The 15434-nt window shown below is 53.7% G+C and carries 15 protein-coding genes; 13 read left to right on the top strand and 2 right to left on the bottom strand.

Annotation, left to right across the window (positions count from 1 at the left end; all coding sequences use genetic code 11):
- Positions 1-7 precede the first annotated feature (7 nt).
- The 5 genes from pstA to Q0X64_RS03670 all read left to right on the top strand — a co-directional run bounded on the left by pstA (position 8) and on the right by Q0X64_RS03670 (position 5544).
- Positions 8-1681: a phosphate ABC transporter permease PstA gene (gene pstA, locus Q0X64_RS03690; RefSeq protein WP_297809171.1), complete on the top strand. Its 1674-nt coding sequence runs from the start codon at positions 8-10 to the stop codon at positions 1679-1681.
- A gap of 3 nt (positions 1682-1684) precedes the next feature.
- Entirely contained in the window at positions 1685-2527 is an 843-nt protein-coding gene (gene pstB, locus Q0X64_RS03685; RefSeq protein WP_297809169.1) for a phosphate ABC transporter ATP-binding protein PstB, read from the top strand.
- Positions 2528-2551: 24 nt separating this feature from the next.
- A complete protein-coding gene (gene phoU / locus Q0X64_RS03680; RefSeq protein WP_297809167.1) occupies positions 2552-3274 on the top strand; it encodes a phosphate signaling complex protein PhoU in 723 nt (240 codons plus the stop codon).
- Positions 3275-3414: 140 nt separating this feature from the next.
- Positions 3415-4920, top strand: a complete 1506-nt coding sequence (ppx, locus tag Q0X64_RS03675; RefSeq protein ID WP_297809165.1) for an exopolyphosphatase — start codon at positions 3415-3417, stop codon at positions 4918-4920.
- A gap of 51 nt (positions 4921-4971) precedes the next feature.
- Positions 4972-5544 carry a hypothetical protein gene (locus Q0X64_RS03670; protein WP_297809164.1) on the top strand — a complete coding sequence of 191 codons (573 nt, stop codon included), beginning with the start codon at positions 4972-4974 and terminating at the stop codon, positions 5542-5544.
- A gap of 3 nt (positions 5545-5547) precedes the next feature.
- Here Q0X64_RS03670 and Q0X64_RS03665 read toward each other — a convergent pair whose 3' ends face one another.
- Positions 5548-7572, bottom strand: a complete 2025-nt coding sequence (locus tag Q0X64_RS03665; protein ID WP_297809163.1) for a TonB-dependent receptor — start codon at positions 7570-7572, stop codon at positions 5548-5550.
- Between the two features lie 153 nt (positions 7573-7725).
- On the opposite strand from Q0X64_RS03665, the gene Q0X64_RS03660 reads away from it, so the two are divergent.
- From Q0X64_RS03660 to Q0X64_RS03630, 7 genes are all read left to right on the top strand, one after another.
- Positions 7726-8472 (top strand): sulfite exporter TauE/SafE family protein, encoded by a 747-nt coding sequence (locus tag Q0X64_RS03660; RefSeq protein ID WP_297809161.1) that lies wholly within the window; start codon positions 7726-7728, stop codon positions 8470-8472.
- Positions 8469-9395: a sigma-54 dependent transcriptional regulator gene (locus Q0X64_RS03655; RefSeq protein WP_297809159.1), complete on the top strand. Its 927-nt coding sequence runs from the start codon at positions 8469-8471 to the stop codon at positions 9393-9395. Before Q0X64_RS03660 ends, Q0X64_RS03655 begins: the two co-directional genes overlap by 4 nt.
- Before the next feature lie 66 nt (positions 9396-9461).
- Positions 9462-10313, top strand: coding sequence for a thymidylate synthase (locus tag Q0X64_RS03650; RefSeq protein WP_297809157.1), 852 nt, complete (start codon positions 9462-9464; stop codon positions 10311-10313).
- A gap of 73 nt (positions 10314-10386) precedes the next feature.
- Positions 10387-11124, top strand: coding sequence for a cytochrome b/b6 domain-containing protein (locus Q0X64_RS03645; protein ID WP_297809156.1), 738 nt, complete (start codon positions 10387-10389; stop codon positions 11122-11124).
- 8 nt (positions 11125-11132) lie between these two features.
- Positions 11133-11468, top strand: a complete 336-nt coding sequence (locus Q0X64_RS03640) for a hypothetical protein (protein ID WP_297809154.1) — start codon at positions 11133-11135, stop codon at positions 11466-11468.
- Complete coding sequence (locus tag Q0X64_RS03635) at positions 11458-11718, top strand: hypothetical protein (protein ID WP_297809152.1); 261 nt, start codon at positions 11458-11460, stop codon at positions 11716-11718. Before Q0X64_RS03640 ends, Q0X64_RS03635 begins: the two co-directional genes overlap by 11 nt.
- Entirely contained in the window at positions 11715-13283 is a 1569-nt protein-coding gene (locus Q0X64_RS03630) for a PepSY-associated TM helix domain-containing protein (protein WP_297809151.1), read from the top strand. The genes Q0X64_RS03635 and Q0X64_RS03630 overlap by 4 nt, the downstream gene beginning before the upstream one ends.
- Here the strand turns inward: Q0X64_RS03630 and radC are convergent.
- On the bottom strand, positions 13278-13952 hold the full coding sequence (gene radC, locus Q0X64_RS03625) for a DNA repair protein RadC (RefSeq protein WP_297809149.1): 675 nt from the start codon (positions 13950-13952) through the stop codon (positions 13278-13280). The two genes, Q0X64_RS03630 and radC, sit on opposite strands and share 6 nt — an antisense overlap.
- Positions 13953-14077: 125 nt before the next feature.
- Here radC and miaB point away from each other — a divergent pair, with 125 nt between their 5' ends.
- Positions 14078-15418, top strand: a complete 1341-nt coding sequence (miaB, locus tag Q0X64_RS03620) for a tRNA (N6-isopentenyl adenosine(37)-C2)-methylthiotransferase MiaB (protein ID WP_297809148.1) — start codon at positions 14078-14080, stop codon at positions 15416-15418.
- Positions 15419-15434 lie beyond the last annotated feature (16 nt).

Genomic DNA, 15434 nt, shown 5'->3' with positions numbered 1-15434 from the left:
TAAAACGATGTCTCAGAGTTCTTCTATTAAAACCTGGTTTCAAAGTGGCAGCCCCTGGGTCTGGCTCAATGCCGGTGCCGTCAGTATTAGCCTCGTCATGGTGATCGGCCTGCTGCTGTTGATCGCAGTGCGCGGCCTCAGCCATTTCTGGCCCGCAGATATTGCGGAAATGAGTTATCAGGAACCGGGCCAGCAGGCCGAAATTCTGATTGGTGAAAAAGTCGACCATGAACAAGTCTCGGCCGCACGCCTGGCCCGTTCCGGCATTGAATTACCGGAGGGGCAGGACTTTGCCCAGCGTACCCTGATGAAAGTGGGTAACCGCGACTATTACGGTCTCGATTTCCGCTGGATTTATGATCCCTGGATTCAGAATGTCACCTATCCGGACGGCATTATGGCGATTGAGCGCCGTGAATGGGGTCATTTCTATGGTTACCTGGTCAGTGTGAAGGAACAGGGTAATATCGTTGCCCAGGGCGAGGGCGCCTGGGATGCGTTCCAGAGCCGACTGGACCGCAGTAATGCGTTCTATCGCCAAATCAAAGACCTGGAGAAAAACGAGATCGGCAAAATCAACCACGGCCTGGAAGAACTGCGCCTGGATGAACGCCGACTGGAACTCGACAACGTGGCTAAAGGCTCATTGCCTTACCAGGAAATTGAAGAAGAACGCCAGCAATACAACGACCGCTATGCCAAGCTTCGTGAAGAGCTGGATGGCCTCTATCAGGCGCTGAACCGGGATCAGATCATGGTGCGCATGGCGGATGGCCGTGAAGTTGAAATCCCGATGGCGAAAATCGTCCAGGCCTACAAGCCAAACGGCATGGGCGTTACCGAGAAAATGGGACAGTACTTCTTCCATGTCTGGGAGTTTGTCTCCGGTGAACCGCGTGAGGCCAACACAGAGGGCGGTATCTTCCCGGCCATTTTCGGCACCGTGCTGATGGTGTTGATTATGTCAGTGATGGTGACGCCGTTCGGTGTGATTGCAGCGGTGTATCTGAAGGAATATGCCAAGCAGGGACCTGTGGTGCGTCTGATCCGTATTGCGGTCAATAATCTCGCCGGGGTGCCCTCGATTGTTTATGGCGTATTTGGTCTGGGTTTCTTTGTCTACTTTGTCGGTGGCAGCATCGACGAGGTCTTCTTCCAGGCTAAATTACCGGCACCGACCTTTGGCTCACCGGGCCTGTTATGGGCATCACTGACGCTGGCCATTCTGACCGTACCGGTGGTGATTGTGGCGACCGAGGAAGGCCTGTCACGCATCCCCCGCGCCATCCGTGAAGGCAGCCTAGCACTGGGGGCCACCAAGGCCGAAACCCTGTGGCGCACAGTGTTACCGATGGCCGCGCCGGCTATGATGACAGGGCTGATCCTGGCGGTCGCAAGGGCAGCCGGTGAGGTAGCACCGCTGATGATGGTCGGTGTGGTGAAACTGGCCCCGGCTTTGGCAGTCGATAATATTGCGCCTTACCTGCATCTGGATCGACAATTTATGCACTTGGGCTTTCATATTTACGATGTCGGCTTCCAGAGTCCGAATGTGGAAGCCGCGCGGCCACTGGTCTATGCCACCGCCTTTTTGCTGGTGCTGATCATTATCGTACTGAACCTGGCAGCGATTGGTATTCGTAATCGCCTGCGTGAAACCTATAAAGCAACCGAGAGTTAAGCGATGGAAGCAGTCAACGAACAGAAAAACGTGGCCCGCGGTATTGATATCGAATCAATGCACCGCGGCCCCAAAGTCAACTTTGCCGATGAAACTATCTGCCTGGAGACCAAAGACTTCAACCTGTTTTACGGCGACAAGCAGGCTTTACATAACATCACTATGCAGATCCCTAAAAACCGGGTGACCGCCTTTATCGGCCCCAGTGGCTGCGGTAAGTCAACATTGCTGCGCTGTTTCAACCGGATGAACGATCTGATTGATACCGTCAAAATGCAGGGTGATTTGCTGCTCGATAGCGGTGAAATCAATGCCCCGTCGGTCAATGTCGCCGATTTGCGTCGCCGGGTGGGCATGGTGTTCCAAAAACCCAACCCCTTCCCCAAGTCGATTTATGAAAACGTTGCTTACGGCCTGCGTCTGCAGGGCGTGAATGACCGTTCGACTTTGGACAAGGTGGTCGAATCCTCGCTGAAAGGCGCGGCCTTGTGGGATGAGGTTAAGGATCGCCTGCACGAGTCTGCCATGGGCATGTCTGGTGGTCAGCAGCAGCGTCTGGTGATTGCCCGCGCTATTGCCATTGAGCCGGAAGTGTTGCTGCTGGACGAACCGGCCTCGGCGCTGGATCCGCTGTCGACACTGAAAATCGAAGAACTGATCTACGAGCTCAAGGAAAAGTACACCATCGTAATTGTTACCCACAACATGCAGCAGGCGGCACGTGTGTCCGACTACACCGCCTTTATGTACATGGGGGAACTGATCGAGTTTGGTGCCACCGACGAGCTGTTTACCAACCCGGCCAAGAAACAGACCGAAGATTACATCACCGGCCGTTACGGTTAATGCAGGCGCCCAGGAGATAGAAAAATGGTAACCAATAATTCGCAACATATTTCACAGCAGTTCGAGAACGAACTGCAGGATATCCGCTCGCATGTGATGGCGATGGGCGGCCTGGTCGAGCAGCAGGTGGCTAATGCCATGGAAGCATTGATCACGGCTGATTCCGAGCTGGCCCGTGAAGTGATCAGCCTGGACGAACAGGTCAACGAGCTGGAAATCAACATTGACGAAGAATGCATCCAGATCATTGCCCTGCGTCAGCCCACTGCCAGTGACCTGCGGTTGGTGACCGGTATTGAAAAGACCATCACTGATCTGGAACGTATCGGTGATGAGTCGGTACGCATTGCGCGCATGGCGATTAACCTGTCAGAAAAAGACCGCCCCAAACGCAACTACCGCGAGCTGCAAAGTCTGGGCAACCATGTCCGCGGCATGCTGCGTGACAGCCTTGATGCTTTTGCCCGCTTTGATGTGGAAATGGCCTTGCGGGTGGCCAAGGAAGACCGCGAAGTTGATGCCGAATACGAAGGCATCCTGCGCCAACTGATGACTTACATGATGGAAGACTCCCGCCATGTGTCGCGGGTCGTGGACATGATGTGGTCAGCGCGTTCACTGGAACGCATTGGTGATCATGCCAATAATATCTGTGAGCATATTATCTACCTGGTGGAGGGTAAGGACGTGCGTCACCTGAGCATCGAAAAGGCGGAAAAAGTCGTTAAAGGCGAGCCTATCGACTGATTTTCAGGTTTTTAATTTCTCTCTATTTGCTTGGCCCGTCCACTCTCCCGGACGGGCTTTTTTTTGCCTGAAGCCGATTAAGCATTGTTCAAGGCTGCCGGGCTGGGGCAAAATGAGGCTAAACAATCACGGCATTCTCTATGCAACAGCAAAAAACGCACGATGTGCTGGCCGCGGTCGATCTCGGCTCTAATAGTTTTCATATGATCATTGCCCGCCTGCGCGATGGCCATTTTCAGGTGGTCGATCGTCTAAGGGAAATGGTGCAACTGCGCGCCGGGCTGGATAAGGATAACTTCCTGTCACTGGAAGCGCAGGAACGGGCGCTGGCTTGTCTGGAGCGCTTTGGTGAGCGCATTAATCATCTTCCTTATGGCGATGTCCGCGTGGTGGGCACCAACACGCTGCGTATTGCGCATAACTCGCGCTATTTTCTCAACCAGGCACGGCAGGCGCTGGGTCACCCGATTGAGATTGTGACGGGTGAGGAAGAAGCGCGGCTGATTTATATTGGCGTGGCTCATGCACTGGCTTTTGATAACAGTCGCCGGCTGGTGATGGATATCGGCGGTGGCAGTACCGAATTCATTATTGGTGAAGGCTTTCGCGGGCAGATGCGTGAGAGTCTGGAAATGGGCTGCGTCAGCTATTCACAGAAATATTTTGCAGATGGCCAGACGCCGGCCAGTGCCATGCAGAGAGCGATGCTGACCGCTGCCCGGCAAATTCGTACCATCCAGCGACCCTATCGACAGGCAGGCTGGGTGGAAGCGGTCGGTGCCTCGGGCACCATTCGCTGTGTCGCCAATATCTGCAAGGAGCAGGGCTGGGCCGACGACGGCATCATTACTGCGGAAGCGCTGCAGAAAATGGTGCAGCACCTGATCGATGCCGGTAGTGTGAAAAATGCCAATCTGCAGGGCTTGAGTGAAGAGCGCAGCGATGTCCTGCCCGGCGGCTTATGTGTATTATCTGCGGCTTTTGACCGTTTGGGCATTGACCGGATGATCGTCTCAGACGGCGCCCTGCGTGAAGGCCTGCTTTATGACCTGCTGGGCCGTATTCAGCATGATGATGAGCGCGAGCGCACCGTGGCGGCTTTGGCACGCCGCTATGATGTGGATGAGGCTCATGCTGAGAGAGTCACGGTGATGGTGACACAACTGTTCGAGCAGGTAGCGCAGGACTGGCAGCTTGATGATGAAGCCTTACTCTACCGGCTGCAGTGGGCAGCTAAACTGCACGAGGTTGGACTGGCGATTTCCCATCACCAGTTTCATAAGCACTCGGCCTATCTGGTCGGCTATTCCGACCTGCCGGGTTTTTCCCGCGAAGAGCAGCAGGTGTTGTCAGTGATGGTGCGCGGGCAGCGGCGCTCCTTTCCCAAGAAACATATTAAAAAACTCCCCGATGAACTTCAGCTCAGCAGCCAGCGCCTCACAGTCTTGTTACGTCTCGCCATGGTCTTTAACCGTGGCCGCAGTGAACTGGCCGATACCTACGTCAAGCTCAGGGTCGAGGGCAAAAAGCTGCTGCTGACCTTGCCTGAGGGGTGGCTGCGAGAGCACCCGCTGACGGAAGCCGATCTGGAACATGAAGCCGAGCAATTGAAAAAAATTGACTTAAAGCTGTTGGTGCAGGCCTGAACGAACTCGCTGTGCTGACGGCAGTCTCACAAGGGTGAGTGGGGGACAGCGATGAAACACCTGATTTTTATCACATTATTGCTGCTGGGACCGGGCCTGCAGGCTCAGACTACAGCTATTGAGATTCGCCATAATAACGGCGACTTGCTCACTATTCAGCGGCTGGCCAATGGTGAGGTTTGGGGTTCCTTATTTCTCAGTGACCGCACCACTGCCAGCTTTGCCAGTCATGAATTGATTGTGCTGCAGGTAGACAAGCACCAACCCATCAAGCTGCAGCAGGGCTTTCGTTCCTGCGGCGCACCAGCGCCCAAAAGCCAGCAAGTCGTCTATCAGTTTGAACAGAGCGAGTCGGACTGGGCCTTCAGCGGCAGTCGTGGAGACGGAGATAAACCTGACGTACTGAAGTTGCTTGGCTGGGATGCCGATCAGTACGCCGAACTTGCTGCTGACAGGCGGCCCGAAGTGGTCGATTTTCCACTGGACCCGGGTGAGCATCTGACCCTGCAGATGCAAGGCGCACAGCAGTTAAACTTCCGTTATGTCACCAGCCGTGGGGAGCAGCGCGAGACAATTTTTCATCTCGCGCCACACCATGCGGTACTGGAACAGTTATTACCCTGAGCGTTACCAGCTCAGGTTCATGCCGACATAGAAACTACGGCCCAGTCCCGGCAGACGTTCACCCACCGCGATATCTTCATTGCCCATGGCCTGGTTATATCCCCCCAGATGATCACGGTACTTGCGGTCAAACAGATTAGTCACACCGCCCTGTACTGTCAGACTCTGGTTGACGTTGTACTGACCTGACAGGTTGAAAATGGCGTAGCCACCGGTTTCTTCTTCATCATTGAATGATGAAACCTGGTTTTGCCTGGCCACGGTCACCGCCTCAGCGGCAACACGCCAGTCAGGCTGAATGTAGCTCAGCTGGGTACGAGCAGTCAGCGGTGCAATGCGATACAGATTGTCATCGGCATCACGGCGTTTACCGCGGACATAGCTGACTGTGCCGTCCAGTTGCCATTGATCAGACACACTCCACAACCAGTTGGTGTCAAAACCATAGAGCTTGGCATCGACGTTGCTGAAGACCAGCGCGCCATTCGGCCCACCCGCGGTGCCCTGGATATAATCATCAACATGGTGATAGAACACCCGGGGTGAGATGGCAAAGCGGGGATGGTGCCAGTCCAGGCCAATCTCGAACTGATGCGCGGTTTCCGGATCCAGGTTGATGTTGCCTACGTAAGTGCGGCCATCAGCCAGCCCTGACGTGGCCTGCAAAGGCAGCCACAAATAACGCTCCTGGTAGCTGGGTGCCCGTTCTTTTCTGGCAAAACCCAGCTCCAAATCAAGCGACGTGGTCAACTCGCGGGTAAAGGTGAAAGCGATATCCGCCAGGGTATCCTCCTGACTGCGATCAGCATTGTTAAAGTTGTTTTTGAGACCCATCACCATCATTTGCATCATTGGCGGCGCCATGGGGTTATTGATATTGACCTCATCGGCATCGGTCTTGACATGTGTCAGTCTCAGGCCTGATTGCATCTGCCATTTATCACTGAGTTCGCCTGACCACTCGGCAAAAGCGCTCAGTCGATCGCGCTCAACCTCGTTGAAGTTGTTGACGAAAAACTGGGCATTCGTGGGATCAGAGATAAAAGAGTTGTGTTCAGCACTGTCTGATTCCAGTCCAAATTCCCAACCACCCTGGCTGTAGCCGAGCTGAAAACCTTTGGCCAGAACATCAGCATCGTTGTAGCGGAACATCATGTCACGTGCGCGCAGGCTGTAATTATCCATCCGGTGATCGACATCCTGGTAGTGAACGCGAGCCGTGATTTCACCGCCATTATCCAGCTGGTGTTTGAGGCCGGTTTTCAGTGTTTCACCCCGGATCCAGAGAATATCCATTGGCAGGGCGGGGGTGCCGGTTTCACCGGTATCGAGATGATTGAGATCAAACTCGTACTCGGTCTGACCGGATCTGAAACCATAAGCGACGCCCAGCGTGTCGCGGTCTGCTTCGCTGGGCCGGATTTTACCGCCATCGAACTCCTGATCATGACTGCGATCAACACTACCGGAGAGCTGCAGGCGGTGGTTCTGGTTGGCGATGCTGGTGCTGGCGCCCACAGAGCGGGTGTTACCGTTGGTGGCATAAAGCGTATTCAGGTTGCCATGCACCTCAACCTCATCACTGCTGCCATATTCAGCCTGCCTGGACTCGGCTTTGACGGTGCCGCCAATGGTTTCAATGCCGCTGCTGACGGGCGCAATACCGCGATAAATGGAAATATTATCCAGCTGAGTGCTGGGCAGATAGCCCAGCGGGCTGTCCATCCGGTTGGGACCTGCGGCGCTCAGTGCCAGACCATCAACCAGAACGTTGACGCGATCAGCATACATACCACGGTATTGCACCAGACTTGTGAGGGGACCGTTCTGATTGATATTGGCACCGGGCAGTTTTTTGAACAACTCGCCGCTGTCAGCCGTTGCCAGAGTGCTGGGGGGCAAGGAATAAGGCGCGGCCTCTCCGGCTACGCCAGAGACTGACATCCCGGGCAGTTCCACATGATCAGCCAGCACCGGCATGGTGAGTGAGCCTGTCAGTATCAGGGTCAGAAAGCTTGCTCGTGTCATGATTTTCTCCTACTTTTTATCAGGCACAGGATAAATGAACACAAGGCGACAAAATTCAGGGTTTTACAGATCGGGGTGTGTGATATCACACACTTGATGGATTTTGGCCCATGTTATTCTGAGCTGGTTTTCAGTTCCCCGGACGTTTAAATAATGGATGCCATCGTCAGTTCCTACATTACCGCTTTTCTGCTGGGACTCTTCAGCACGGTGCATTGCATCGCGATGTGTGGCTCAGTGATAGGTGCATTGACATTAAGCCTGCCTGCCGAAGTCAGGGAAAGTCAGCGACGCATGCTGCCCTTTGTTTTTAATTACAATATTGGCCGCATTCTCAGCTACGGTGTCGCCGGCCTGATTGTGGGCCTGCTCAGTGCGCCGCTGACCCAGCTCAATGCCCACTGGGTACTGCGCATCCTGTCGGTATTGGTGATGATTTCGATGGGCCTGTATCTGGCCGGCTGGTTTCCCAAGTTTGCCCGTGCGGAAAAGCTGGGTGCACCCGTGTGGCGATTGCTGCAACCGATCGGCCAGAAGCTGCTACCGGTTCGTTCCTATTCTCAGGCTTTCTTTCTGGGCACAGTGTGGGGCTGGTTACCTTGCGGGCTGGTCTATACGGCACTGGCTGTCGCAGCGACTGCCGGCGATCCACTTAAAGGCGGGCTGGTGATGCTGAGTTTTGGTGCCGGCACCCTGCCGGCAGTGATGGGGGCCGGGCTGTTTACCGGCATGTTGGCTTCGCTGGCACGTTCCAGGCAATTGCGTCAGGTCGCCGGGATATTGATTATTATGATGGCGGTCGCGACCTTGTTCTGGCCGCTGGAAGCGGCACATCAGCATCATTCAGGCACGACTTCTCATGCGCCGGCGGCGGAGCTGGCAAAGGATGAGCAGCCATGAAGCATATTCTTGGTCAGTCCCCCGAGATCACTCATATCCTGCGCACCCTGCCGATGATTGCGCTGAGTGATGCCAGTGTTTTAATCAGCGGCGAAACCGGCACCGGCAAGGAACTGATTGCCCAGACGCTGCACGAGCAGAGCCGCCGCCGTGATCAGGAATTGGTCACCATCAACTGCGCTGCCTTGCCGACCGAGGATGTAGAGCTGGATCTATTCGGCCGCTGTGATGCCGATGGCAATGTGACGTTCCGTGGCCGTTTGCTGGCAGCGGAAGGATCGACCGTTTTTCTGGATGAGGTCGACGCCTTGCCCATGGCGGTGCAGGCCAAGGTGTTACGTTTTCTGGAAGCAGGGGAGTGTCAGCTTCAGGGCAGTCATCGTTTGCAGGTGGCCGATGTCCGGATCTTGGCGGCAACCAGCGCCAATCTGCCGGCTGAGGTCAAAGCCGGTCGTTTCCGGGCCGATCTATACTACCGCCTGCAGGTGGTGCCAATTGATTTGCCGCCGCTGCGCGAACGACGCGATGATATTTCCTTGCTGCTGAAACATTATTTACGCGAATTTGCTGGCAATAATGCTCTGGTGCGTTTTTCCCGTGAGGCCGAGCAAAGCCTGCAGAGTTACAGTTGGCCGGGCAATGTGCGTGAACTTGAAAACTGCTGTCAGCGGCTGGCTTTATTGCACCCTGGTCAATTATTGCAGGCCGATGAGCTACCGGAAGCCATGCAACCGGAATCCACGATCAGTGAGCGTCCGTTTCAGTTGCCGGCCAGTGGCATTGACCTGGCTCAGGTAGAGTTGGACCTGATTGAACAGGCGCTGGAGATGGCGGCGGGTAATCGCTCCAAGGCCGCCCGCTTGCTGGGGATCAGCCGCGATACGCTGCTTTACCGGATGCAGAAATACAATATTTCTTCCTAAAGCTTGTTCGTCCATGCAGGCAATGCCAAAATCATCGCCAACATCCAGCGAAATTGAGGACAGGCAGTGAAACAATATCTGGCGTTGTGCCAACGCATTATCGATGAAGGTGAGTGGGTCGAAAATAAACGCACCGGCAAGCGTTGCCTGACGGTCATCAATGCCGATCTGGAATATGATGTTGCCAATAATCAGTTCCCGCTGATCACCACCCGAAAAAGTTACTGGAAAGCCGCCATTGCCGAGATGCTGGGCTATCTGCGTGGCTATGATAATGCCGCCGACTTTCGTGCCATTGGCTGCAAAACCTGGAATGCCAATGCCAACGACAACCCGGACTGGCTCAATAACCCCCACCGCAAAGGCGAAGATGATATGGGCCGGGTTTACGGGGTGCAGGGCCGCAGCTGGCAGAAACCGGACGGCAGCACGCTGGATCAGTTGGAGAAAATTGCCGATCACTTGGCACAGGGCATCGATGATCGCGGTGAGATCCTGACTTTCTACAATCCAGGTGAGTTTGAGATGGGCTGCCTGCGACCGTGTATGCATACCCATACCTTCTCCGTGTTGGGCGATACCCTGTATTTGACCTCTTATCAGCGATCCTGTGATGTCCCTTTGGGCCTCAATTTTAACCAGGTTCAGGTGTTTTTCCTACTCAAAATCATGGCGCAGATCAGTGGCCTGAAACCGGGTAAGGCCTACCATAAGATTGTTAATGCCCATATCTATGAAGATCAACTGGAACTGATGCGCGATGTGCAGCTCAAACGCGAGCCTTATCCTTCACCCAGGCTGCATATCAACCCCGAGATAAAAACGCTTCAGGATCTGGAATCCTGGGTGACACTGGATGATTTTGAGGTCGAGGGCTATCAGTGTCATGAGCCCATTTCCTACCCTTTTTCGGTGTAAAAATTTAAGCCAAATTTAATAATCACTGTTTAAGCTATGAGCCAGTTACAGCTTTCAACATGGTGAAATGGAAATGAATCAACAAAACGCTTTACAGGAATATCCGGTCTGGGATCGCACAACTCGCTGGTTTCACTGGATTAACGTGCTTACAGTGCTGGCTTTGTCAGCGATTGGTTTGGTGATCCTCAACAGCAAGGCGCTGGGTATCACCGATGATGGCAAGGTGTTACTCAAAACCTGGCATGTCTATATCGGTTATGTATTTGCCCTGAACCTGGGCTGGCGCCTGATCTGGGGTTTTATTGGCGGTCGTTACAGCCGCTGGTCGGCGATCTTGCCGGTTGGCAAAAAATTCAAACATCAGCGTCAGGCCTTTTTTCAGGGTTTGAAAACGGGCAACGCGGCTGGCTTTAAGGGGCACAATCCGCTGGGTCGTATGATGGTGACAGCTCTGCTGGTTTTACTGACGGTACAAGCCGTAACCGGGTTGGTGCTGGCAGGCACCGATATCTACAAGCCGCCGTTTGGGCAGCAGTTTAAAACCTGGGTGGCGGAGAGTCCGGAAACCATGGATTTGGTTAAACCCTATTCCGATGTTGGCGTCGATAAAGCCGCGTACAAGGAAATGCGCGATTTCCGTTCACCCTTCAAGGACATTCACGAGATCAATTTTTTCCTGCTCAGCTTTTTGATTGTGTTGCATATTGCCGGTGTGGTGTTTGCTGAAGTGCGCGAGCGTAACGGTCTTATCTCGGCGATGTTTAGTGGGCGTAAAGTGTTTAGTTCCAGACCTCTCGACGATGAGTAAATAGCAGGATGCTACTGGCAATAAAAATTCTCGCCTTACAACTGGCCTGGCTGGGCGCTGTGCCTGTTTACTGCACATCCCAGCAGCAGCGGATTTTACGACATCCTTTGCCCAAGCCCCTGGCCTGGCTTATTTTTTCTGTTGCCATGCTGAGTGCGGCATGGATGTTGAGCCATGTTTATCTGTGGTTGACGGCCTGTTTGATCATTGCGGTGGTGGTCATGATGGTGTGGATCCTGCTGGCTATCAGCATGCCGCATTGCACCAGACCTTCATTGGTCATAGTTTCATTGTCAGTGCTGATGCTGCTGGTGGCCTTGTCCGGGGGGGACTATGTGGCTTAAAACCCTGCTGGGATTTTTCGTCAGTCTGTCTCTCAGTCTCAGCCTGATGCTCAACACGGCCTACCTTTTGCCGTTGCCCAGAGAGGTTTACCTGTTGCTTGGTTTTGTTGGCGGCATTGTTCTCTGGGGCGTGATTATGACGATGTTTTATTGTGCCAGTGGAGTCGGTCGGCTCATGTGGTATTGCGGAACTTTATTAGTCATATCACTGGCTATTAATGGTGCATTTATGCTGGGAGTCTTTGCGTGAAAGCCAGCACTGTCCGACATGCTGTTGAAGCTCATGGCTGGGTAGGGCTGATTATTTCCGTACCGCTGTTTATTATTTTCTGGGCGGGGGCTGTCACCCTGTTTCATCCCGAAGTCGAACGCTGGTCGACAATGCCTCATTATCCGTTAAGCGGCAGTGAGGCGACGCTTCCACTTGATGAGGTGGTCGAGGACAAGATTGCACAATATGATTTTGATTCCAGCCACAGGCTGAGACTGCATCTTCCGGGAGAACACACCCCCTATCTGTGGATGGAACTCCCGTTGCTTGAACCGTTGCCGGAAGCAAGCGGACACCATGCCCAACATGTCCATCTGATGATTGACCCGGTCAGTGGCGAGACCCTGTCGACGTCAGAGCCGTTTCAACTGGCTGACTTTATTAACCAACTGCACTTCAACCTCAAGTTGCCCCAGGGCTTGTATCTTGTCGGTATCGTCACTTTTTTCTTTTTAGTGCTGGTGATGACCGGCCTGGTGATTCAGCTTAAAAACCTGTTTAAAAACTTTTTCCTTTATCGCAATAACAGCACTACCCGCTCGCAAGTGAATGATATCCATACTGTGGTGGGGGTTATCAGTCTGCCCTATGGCCTGATGTATGCGCTGACCGGGGTAATGTTTAACCTGAGCATCATTTTCCAGATCACCACCATGATTACCCTGTATCAGGGCGATATGCAGACCATGATGGAGGATGCCGGCTTTGCCAGCTATCAAGCAGAAATGACCGAACAGGCAGCATCAATGCCGGATTTGGATACGTTGCTGCAAAAAGTTGAGGCACAGGCCAACACTACGGTGCATACCATTTCGATACAGAATTATGGTGATCAAAGTGCGCTGATTGGTTTTTCAGTGCTGGAAAACGGCAGTTTTGCCAGAAGCGTGGATCGCTTTTACCAGCTATCAACGGATAGCTTCCCTGAGGCGATGAATCCGCAGCAGCATAATCTGTTTACTGATGGTGTCAATATGCTATTCAGCCTGCATATGGCGAATTACGCCGGGGTTGATTTGCGACTGCTCTATTTCCTGCTGGCAATTGGCGTATGCGCAATGATTGTTGCCGGTAATTTGCTTTGGATGACCAAACGACAAAAACAATCCCGTCATGCTAGAACGCTTGCCGTTATGCGTGGGCTGACATTGGGTGGAACCATGGGCACGATTACTGCTACGGCCATGGCTTTTCTTCTGGAGCGGGTATTACCTGTGGCGCTTACCGACCGCGGCGAATGGATGATGACCGGCTTTGGCCTGACGCTGTTGCTGTCCGTTGTAATGGCCTATTTGAACCGCCGCTATCTGCGTTACCTGGGCTGGAGTTGTGTGCTCTCGGCATTGCTGTTGTTGGGAGTAGTGGTGGTTGACAGCACCTTGATGACAGCGGTTATTGCATCACTCTGGCAGGCTGGCTTCCCCCAGGTGGCCGCTATCAGTCTTGGCCTGCTGTTGTTTGCTTTGTTACTGGGTGGGCTGGGGTTACTTTTGCTGAGACGCGAGGCAAAACAATCGATCACAATGCAAGCCGGTCACTTATAGCTGACCCTGCTGCGCCAGCGAGGTGGTCTCAGCATCACCCACAATAATGTGATCCAGAACCCGGATATCGACCAGTTGCAACGCCGACTGGATACGCCTGGTGATCTGAATATCGGCCTGGCTGGGTTCGGCCACGCCGGATGGATGGTTATGCGCCAGGATCACCGCCGCCGCATTATGCGCCAGCGCCTGTTTAACGATTTCGCGGGGATAAACACTGGCACCGTCAATGGTGCCGCGAAACAGTTCCTCAAAATGAATCAGCCGGTGCTGGTTATCCAGAAACAGACAGGCAAAGACCTCAAAGGCATAGGGGCGCAATCGCTGCTTCAGATAACGTTGGGTGGTGTCACAGTCGGTAAAGGCATCACCGCGGGTCAAGGTTGATTCCAGGTGGCGGCGTCCCATTTCCAGCACCGCCTGCAGTTGCACAAATTTGGCCTGACCCAGGCCGTGACCGCCACAAAACGTGGTTTTATCGGCTTCCAGCAGGGCCCGCAGGCTGCCAAACTGATTGAGTAATTGCCGGGCCAGATCGACGGCCGACAGGCCGCTCACCCCGGTACGCAGGAAAATCGCCAGTAATTCGGCATCTGATAAAGCCTGAGCACCCGAATTAAGCAGCTTTTCGCGCGGGCGATCATCGGCAGGCCAGTCCTTGATTGCCATGATTCACATCCTTGTCATTCAACTGCTTAACACTATATTTGCTGTTGTTAGTAAAAACAAACACTTGTCTATACTAAACAGCGAAAAAATAGTATCCTGTGCGCCCTTTTACACTAAGCAATTTTATGGCTGGCAAACTTTATATCAGAACCTTCGGCTGTCAGATGAACGAGTACGACTCGAACAAGATGGCGGAGGTGCTTGCAGACTCTCACCAACTGGAGCCGACCGACATCGCCGAAGAGGCTGATGTGCTGCTGCTGAACACCTGTTCGATCCGTGAGAAAGCGCAGGAAAAAGTCTTTCATCAGCTGGGTCGCTGGAAGCGCTGGAAAGATAAAAAGCCTAACCTCGTTATAGGGGTCGGTGGCTGTGTCGCCAGTCAGGAAGGCGAAGCGATTCGCAAGCGTGCGCCCTACGTCGATCTGGTGTTTGGTCCGCAGACCCTGCACCGGCTGCCGGCGATGCTGGAAGAAGTCAAAATCAGCCGTAAACCCAGCATTGATATTTCCTTCCCGGAAATCGAGAAGTTCGACAATCTGCCGGCCCCGCGTGCTGACGGGCCGACCGCCTTTGTTTCAGTGATGGAAGGCTGCAGCAAGTACTGCACTTTCTGCGTGGTGCCCTATACCCGTGGCGAAGAAGTCAGCCGGCCGGTGGGGCCGATTCTGCGCGAAATCCGTCAACTGGCGGCGCAGGGGGTGCGGGAAGTGAACCTGCTGGGGCAGAATGTCAATGCCTACCAGGGTGTTATTGAAGGTGAAGAAACCGCCGATCTCGCTCTATTAATTCATTATGTCTCAGCGATTGAGGGCATTGAGCGCATCCGCTTTACCACTTCACACCCGGTGGAGTTTTCCGACAGCCTGATTGAGGCTTTCGGCGAAGTGCCGGAGCTGGTCAATCATTTGCATCTGCCGGTGCAGTCGGGCTCCGATCGCATTCTGGCGATGATGAAGCGCGGCCATACTGCGAAGGAATATCTGGAGAAAATCCGCCGTCTCAAGCAAGTGCGCCCTGAACTGAGCATGTCCAGTGACTTTATTATCGGCTTTCCCAATGAGACCGAGGCCGACTTTGAAGCGACCATGGATCTCATCAATGAAGTTGAGTTCGATCATTCCTTCAGCTTTATTTACAGTGCCCGTCCCGGTACGCCGGCCGCCGCCTTCCATGACTCAGTGCCGGAAGATGTCAAAAAAGAAAGACTGCAAATCATGCAGGATCGCCTGCGTGAGCTGGAAGATATGCATGCCAAAGCCATGGTCGGCACCACCCAGAAAATCCTGGTCGAACGAGAAGCGCATCGGGGTGGTGGTGATATGGCCGGCCGCACCGAAAACAACCGCGTGGTTAACTTTCAGGGCGATACCTCCCTGGTTGGCCAGTTTGTCGATGTGCTCATCGAAGAAGCCCACAGCAATTCCTTGCGCGGTGAATTGCTAACTGATAGCGTGACAGCATAAACATTCGGAACCCATA

Source organism: uncultured Methylophaga sp. (assembly GCF_947259025.1).
Taxonomy (GTDB): Bacteria; Pseudomonadota; Gammaproteobacteria; order Nitrosococcales; family Methylophagaceae; genus Methylophaga.
The sequence above is the reverse complement of the archived record's forward strand: the minus strand, read 5'-3'. Positions and strand labels throughout refer to the sequence as shown.